This is a genomic window from Leptospira ellinghausenii, assembly GCF_003114815.1.
Taxonomy (GTDB): domain Bacteria; phylum Spirochaetota; class Leptospiria; order Leptospirales; family Leptospiraceae; genus Leptospira_A; species Leptospira_A ellinghausenii.
Map to the genome: position 1 here is coordinate 1 of NZ_BFAZ01000019.1, position 6316 is coordinate 6316.

Below are 6316 nucleotides of genomic sequence, written 5' to 3' on the forward strand. Positions count from 1 at the left end.
TTTTCACTGAACTATAACAATACAACACAATGATGCAGAAATTGCCGCTATAACTCCTACAGTCATAAGATTCTTGTTATTACTGAAAACTCTTTTATTCATGGTAATTCTCCTTAAAAAATTTGATTTACAATATATATGACGACCTTGCAGTATACTACAAGGTTAGTAGATATTTGAAAAAAATTAAAAAAGTGAGGCTTTTTTTATGTTGATAGGAGAATTTTCGAGAAAAAGTAAACTAACAAGAGAAGCTATTAGATTCTATGAAAAGGAGGGGCTTTTAGTAGGAACAAGGAAAGATAACAATTATCGTGAATATTCTGAAAAGGATATTCGAGTAGTCCAATTCATTGCTTCTTTGAAAGAGTTGGGGTTTACACTTCCAGAAATAAAGAATATTTTAGATTTATATAATTCGGAGCAAAAATGTAAAGATGTACAGAGAAAGCTAGAAAAGAATTTAGAAAATATAGAAAACAAATTGACTACCCTTAAAAATGTCAAAGAGAATCTTCTTAAATCAATAAAAGAATGTGAAGAAAATCCCGATAAAAAATCTTGTAATATTATCGCAAAAATTTTGCTTTAGTACTTTGCAATAATAAAACTTATTTGAATTTCTTGGGGTAGAACGGCATCCGTGCCTTACTCTTCTGTAAACGAGGGTTGAGAAAACGGCAACTAACTGCGAGTATCCACTGCGGAGGTGAACTATGTTCGGAAGCTGTTCACCTCCTTGCTCCAAGCCGGCTTAATTGTGTAAGTGAAACTTTGTAGTATTTTTGTGAGACTTATGCAAGTCCAGTGCCTTCGTTCCGGTCACAAAACTTGCAAGAGAATAATGCAAGTTTTGCGCCCTACACTCAGTCACGGGACTTGCTAGTATTAGTTCGGCTTGGAGACATGACTTTGAAACTCAAAAGGTGCTACCGCACTTTCGAGTTTCAAAGTCACGTCGGATACTCTTAACGTTAATTGCAATTAGTTGCTTGTATGCCTCAGGACATGGGTAACACTTTTGTAGCAAGACATAGGTAACACTTTCAGGTTTCTAATCCCTTTAGATCACCTTTACAGGAGGGCTTTGGGATGCCTTGGAAGGAGAATAATACCGTGGATTTAAGATTTCAATTTGTTCTGGATAGCTTCCAGAATGACGTCAATTTTACTCAGCTTTGTGCTCAGTATGGCATCTCTACTAAGTGTGGATACAAGTGGAAAGAAAGGTTCTTGAAGGAAGGGAGAGATGGTCTTCTGGATAAGAAGAGAACTCCTAAGAACTCTCCCGCTAAGATTGCAGAAGAAACAATTCTAGAAATCATTAAGATCAAAAATAACAAGAAGTTCTGGGGTGCTAAGAAAATACTCGAACTCTATAAAGCTAAATTCCCAGATAGAAGACCTCCTAACAGATCTACCGTTGAACGCATTCTTAAGAAGGCAGGCCTACTTGAGAAAAAAAAGAATAGAAGACCAATTAATTCAGGACAACGAATCTCTATGCCAGAGAAAGCCTCTCGTCCGAATCATATTTGGACCGTTGACTTCAAAGGATGGTGGTATACTCCGGACAGGGAAAAAATAAATCCTCTCACAGTCAGAGATGATTTTTCTAAATACATACTATCCATTAAGACCCTTTCCAAAGGCGATATTCCTTCCGTTAAAGCTGAATTTATTAGGTTATTTAAGATCTATGGATTACCAGAAATCATTCGCTCCGACAACGGACCGCCTTTCGCTTCTATGCAGTCTCTTTGGGGACTCACTAAACTCTCTGTTTGGTGGCTCTCTCTAGGTATCAAGCTCGATCGCATTCAACCAGGTAAACCTTACCAAAATGGCGCTCATGAAAGAATGCATAGAGACATGGCTCGAGAACTACAACATGAAATCGTTGGTAACATCACTCTCTTCCAAAAACTCTTCGATAAATGGAGAATTGAATTCAATAGAGAAAGACCACACGAAGCTCTTAACATGAAAACTCCAGAACAAATCTATGTTAAAACTAAAAAACTTTTTGATCCGAACGCTGACCTTCTAATCGCTTATCCTTTTGGATTCAAACAAAGACATGTCAACGATCGTGGTTACATTAACTGGAACGGTCATCTCATTATGATCGGAAATCCATTCAACGGTTTTAATGTCGGAATTAAAAAGGAAATCAATTCCGTTTCCATTTGGTTCGGAAATAATAAGTTAGGTACTCTCGATCAAAATTTATTCTTGATTAATACTGATTCCAATTCATATAATGATCATAAACCGAGGAAGATTACTAAAAAGTAATACCCTTCTCCTGACGCATAACCGTTACCCATGTCTTGAAGTCATACCTAAAATTGAATGAAAAAACAAAAAAATTGTTAAAACTTTAGAAATTTAAAGAGATAATTCACATATGACTGCTATATTCAGCTACCTAACCAAGTCTCCTAAAATTGCAGTATTAGCTACAGATAATATATTTACCTCAAAAAATGGGAATACCAAGGGAGACAAAATTTTTTATCTTTTCAATCGTTTTTATATAAGTCCAGCAGGACCAAATATATTGCCTTCCGCACTATTGATATTGTATGATTATCAAAAATTTGATAATAGTATAAAGCCAACGAGTATGGTGGAATTTTTTTCTATGATTCAAAGTATCTACGATTTGAAGCTCGCCGATTATACCATAGACAGTGATCCTCAATATAGAGATTCTAGAAAAATTCAAACCGCAATCATTTACGATAGCTTAGAACATGAAATGTATCATATTTCGTTTGGGCAGCCATTTTCTAAAAATGAATGGGAAAAAGAACAAAAATTTTCAATAATTCCAGAAGGTTTTTTTCGCGATGGACTATATAATCAATATTCTTCTACCTTATTTCCAAATCCCGACTTTAATTCAGATTTTATTGAAATGGAACGCTATATTGAAAATGAGTTTATAGAACTGAACAAGAAAACAAGTGTAAATTTTAGTATTAACATTGGAAATATCGGATCGAAATTATTTGTAAATGAGGAAAAGAAGATATTTTCTTCAACTTTTAATAATTATACAGAATTATTAGAAAACCGTTAATGAACATAAAGCGTACTGCGACGCATTCCTTTACGTCACGGCTTTTTGCCTCCGCAAAAACCGTGCCGACGCTAACGCCTACTTCGCTGGCTCACCTACGAGGAACGTCGTCTCCCTTAGATCGTTATACGCAATTGGTAAAAGGAAATTATTATGACTTGGACATCATCAAAATATTCAAAGAATCAAATTGATAAAGCAGGCGAGTATCTCAAAAAGGGATTATTTATTTCTCCAGACTACGAAGAATCATTAGAAATTCTAAATAATTTTAGAACTTGTCATGGATATCCAATTAATACCTTTAATGCAACTTTAAGAGGGAAGCTAAATGAATTAAATAAGGAATATTTTGTATCCCAAAGACTCAAAAGGATACCCTCAATAATTTCCAAATTAAATAGAATAAGCGGAATGCGACTATCGAGAATGCAGGATTTGGGGGGTTTAAGGGCTGTATTAAAAAATATAACAGAGGTCAATAAACTTGTAAAGATTTATAGACACCTACCATTCACTCATCAATTAATAAACGAAAAAGATTACATAAATAACCCGAAGGAATCGGGGTATAAAAGCCATCATTTAGTTTATAAATACTGTAATCCAAGAAATCCGGCATATGATGGATTATCTTTAGAATTACAAATTAGAACTAAACTTCAACATTCATGGGCTACTGCGGTCGAAACTATGGGAACATTCTTAGATTATTCACTGAAATCAAGCGAAGGTCCAAGTGAATGGCTCGAGTATTTCTCACTTGTAAGTTCAGCATTTTCAGCAATTGAAAAAACGCCCGTGATTGAAAAACACAGTAAAATAAAAATAGATACATTGCAAAAGGAGGTGAGAAAAGAAACTCAAAGACTCAATGTAATACAAAAACTAAATAGTTACAAAATTGCAATAAACTCTATCTCCTCAGAAGCTAAAAAAGGGAAATATTATTTGGTGATTCTTAGACCTAGTGAAAACATTGTATCTATCAAAAGATATTCTCAATCCGAACTAGATATAGCAAATGATGATTATATAAAAGAAGAGAGAATGATAACTCCGGAAAATTTAAGACAAGTAGTGTTAGTTTCATCCAGCTCTCTTTCTACATTAAAGAAAGCATATCCTAATTATTTTCTAGATACAAATGAATTTATAAAATATTTAAGGAAAGTATAATAACAACGGCGTATAACTTCAGCTAACCACTTCTCTTCGGGGCAAGCCCTCATTTGCCCTGCGGCACATAGGCTTTCTGTCACTCGTTTGCATTCGCAAACTACGTGCCACTTCCTAACGTCCCGTTCCGGGACTCAGTGTCAGTCTAAGTTGATTAGCTAGTTACGCTATATGCAATGTTAAAAAAATAGGACTACAAATGATTTTTAATATATATTACATAAATATAGCAAAAGTATATGAAATATCAATGATGATCGATAATCTTAGATTTAGTAATATTACCAAAGAGAATATTGAATCAAATCAGCAAACACAATCTTCAAATCTTGGCTTTTCCTTGGACTATCTTGAATCCGTAAAATCAAACTTAGGATTCGCTGAAACACAACAAAAATCATCATCGCATAGAATTGTAGAAAATATTGAAATCATTACTACTAAATCTATTCTATTACGAAAAATCATTTCAAAAGCAAAACAGCTAAAATCCTTTGCAAATCTTACAGAAGGTGATCTTATAAAAATTGAAAATATCAAGTTAACACTTTCGAATGAGTTAGAACTACGGCAAGTGAAAACAATGTCAAATGGAGCACTAAATGGGTTCAGGGTCGAAGGGGTAGATATTAGTAATTTAATAAACTCCATGCTCAAAGACTACTCCTATGTTCTACATGGCGAATTCGAAAAAGAAAAATTAATTTTAAAAATACCCATGCAATATGAAGGAGAATTTGAAAATCTTTATAACATAGATGATTTAACCATTGGGCACGTAACGTTAGTTGGGATTTATAAAAAGCAAATTCTTCAGAACGAGCTAAAAAACACATTCAATACAATGCAAGAATTTGGTAAACCACAGACCGAAAATAATAACAAAATAGAAAAGAGTTCAACAACCATCGAGTCTGCCGAAAAGCATTCGGAGAATAAAAACAAATTCCATTTCGTAGATACAATTGCAATTATTCAAGATATATACAAAAACGAGGAATTTATTGAAATAAGGAAAGGATTTTGGGGCAAGTTCATATTATTCTTTAAAGGTATTTTTAATAAGTGCAATTAGATAGAATCTTATATACTTATAGCGAATCTCTTTTTCTAGACTTAAAAAAACATTTATTTGAAAAAGGAAACGAACTATTTAGCTTCTCTCGATTAGAGTCACTTAATCTAGATGAAGACACTTTATATTTCATAGATATTACATCCTTAACTACCACCCTATCCAACCCAGGCCAATCTACATATAATGCTGAAAAATTTTTAGATACCCTTAACTTTGAATATAGATTAATTATTGAAGAACCTAAAGCCGAGACTGCAATGCGATTATTAAAATTCCACATAGACGCAATAGAAAAATTTGAACTCTTCTCGGAAACAGAGACTATTAAATCCAATAAGGAAGACATGAAAATTCACAAGAAATTAATTTCTAACTTATCAGATTCTGAAACATCAAATTTACTAATCCGTCTTCATGAAAACCTAATTGGTCACCGAATATTAAAAGATAGATTGTCGGAAGAAATTAGAAAATTTCAATTCTTCCGTAAACTTAATGAAGATAAAATATTATCCTTATTTCTAATGGGAAAGTCTGGTGTTGGTAAAACTGAAATTGCCAGGATCTTACATGATTTTTTAGACCCAGATGGAAAATTGATTAAAATTAACTTTGGAAATTATAGTAGTAAAGATGCACTGAATAATTTAATAGGAAGTCCAAGAGGGTATATAGGGAGTGAAACTGGAGAACTTTCAGAAAAAATAAAAAAATCACAATCTGGATTAATATTAATTGATGAGTTCGAAAAAGCAGATGAAAAAGTTTTTCACTTTTTTCTCGAATTATTAGAAGATGGAAAATTTACTGATGCACAGGGAGTTGAATATAATCTTGAAGGATATATTATAATATTTACCTCCAACTTGGACGCGAATGGCTTTGAAAAAATCATCTTTCCTGAACTTATCTCTCGCATTACATATATATGCGAACTTGAAACTTTAAACTGTTATAGTTCAGTGAAAAAC

Annotated in this window: 6 protein-coding genes; all 6 read left to right on the plus strand. The window is 33.2% G+C overall.

The window, feature by feature from the left end; genetic code table 11:
- Nucleotides 1-208: 208 nt before the first annotated feature.
- The gene (locus tag DI076_RS19925; RefSeq protein ID WP_108961597.1) at nucleotides 209-592 is read left to right on the plus strand and encodes a MerR family transcriptional regulator; all 384 of its coding nucleotides are present in this window, start codon (nucleotides 209-211) and stop codon (nucleotides 590-592) included.
- Nucleotides 593-1092: 500 nt separating this feature from the next.
- The gene (locus DI076_RS19930; RefSeq protein WP_108961598.1) at nucleotides 1093-2298 is read left to right on the plus strand and encodes an integrase core domain-containing protein; all 1206 of its coding nucleotides are present in this window, start codon (nucleotides 1093-1095) and stop codon (nucleotides 2296-2298) included.
- Between the two features lie 112 nt (nucleotides 2299-2410).
- On the plus strand, nucleotides 2411-3088 hold the full coding sequence (locus DI076_RS19935; protein ID WP_108961599.1) for a hypothetical protein: 678 nt from the start codon (nucleotides 2411-2413) through the stop codon (nucleotides 3086-3088).
- Nucleotides 3089-3241: 153 nt separating this feature from the next.
- Nucleotides 3242-4267 carry a RelA/SpoT domain-containing protein gene (locus tag DI076_RS19940; protein ID WP_108961600.1) on the plus strand — a complete coding sequence of 342 codons (1026 nt, stop codon included), beginning with the start codon at nucleotides 3242-3244 and terminating at the stop codon, nucleotides 4265-4267.
- 199 nt (nucleotides 4268-4466) lie between these two features.
- Entirely contained in the window at nucleotides 4467-5342 is an 876-nt protein-coding gene (locus DI076_RS19945; RefSeq protein WP_135358429.1) for a hypothetical protein, read from the plus strand.
- Nucleotides 5333-6316 (plus strand): AAA family ATPase (locus DI076_RS19950; RefSeq protein WP_217349948.1); only part of this gene is annotated, 984 nt, incomplete at its 3' end. The genes DI076_RS19945 and DI076_RS19950, both read left to right, overlap by 10 nt.

Coding starts and splice junctions, on each gene's coding strand:
- DI076_RS19925 (WP_108961597.1), top strand. CDS start 209: ATGTTGATAGGAGAATTTTCGAGAAAAAGTAAACTAACAAGAGAAGCT.
- DI076_RS19930 (WP_108961598.1), top strand. CDS start 1,093: ATGCCTTGGAAGGAGAATAATACCGTGGATTTAAGATTTCAATTTGTT.
- DI076_RS19935 (WP_108961599.1), top strand. CDS start 2,411: ATGACTGCTATATTCAGCTACCTAACCAAGTCTCCTAAAATTGCAGTA.
- DI076_RS19940 (WP_108961600.1), top strand. CDS start 3,242: ATGACTTGGACATCATCAAAATATTCAAAGAATCAAATTGATAAAGCA.
- DI076_RS19945 (WP_135358429.1), top strand. CDS start 4,467: ATGATTTTTAATATATATTACATAAATATAGCAAAAGTATATGAAATA.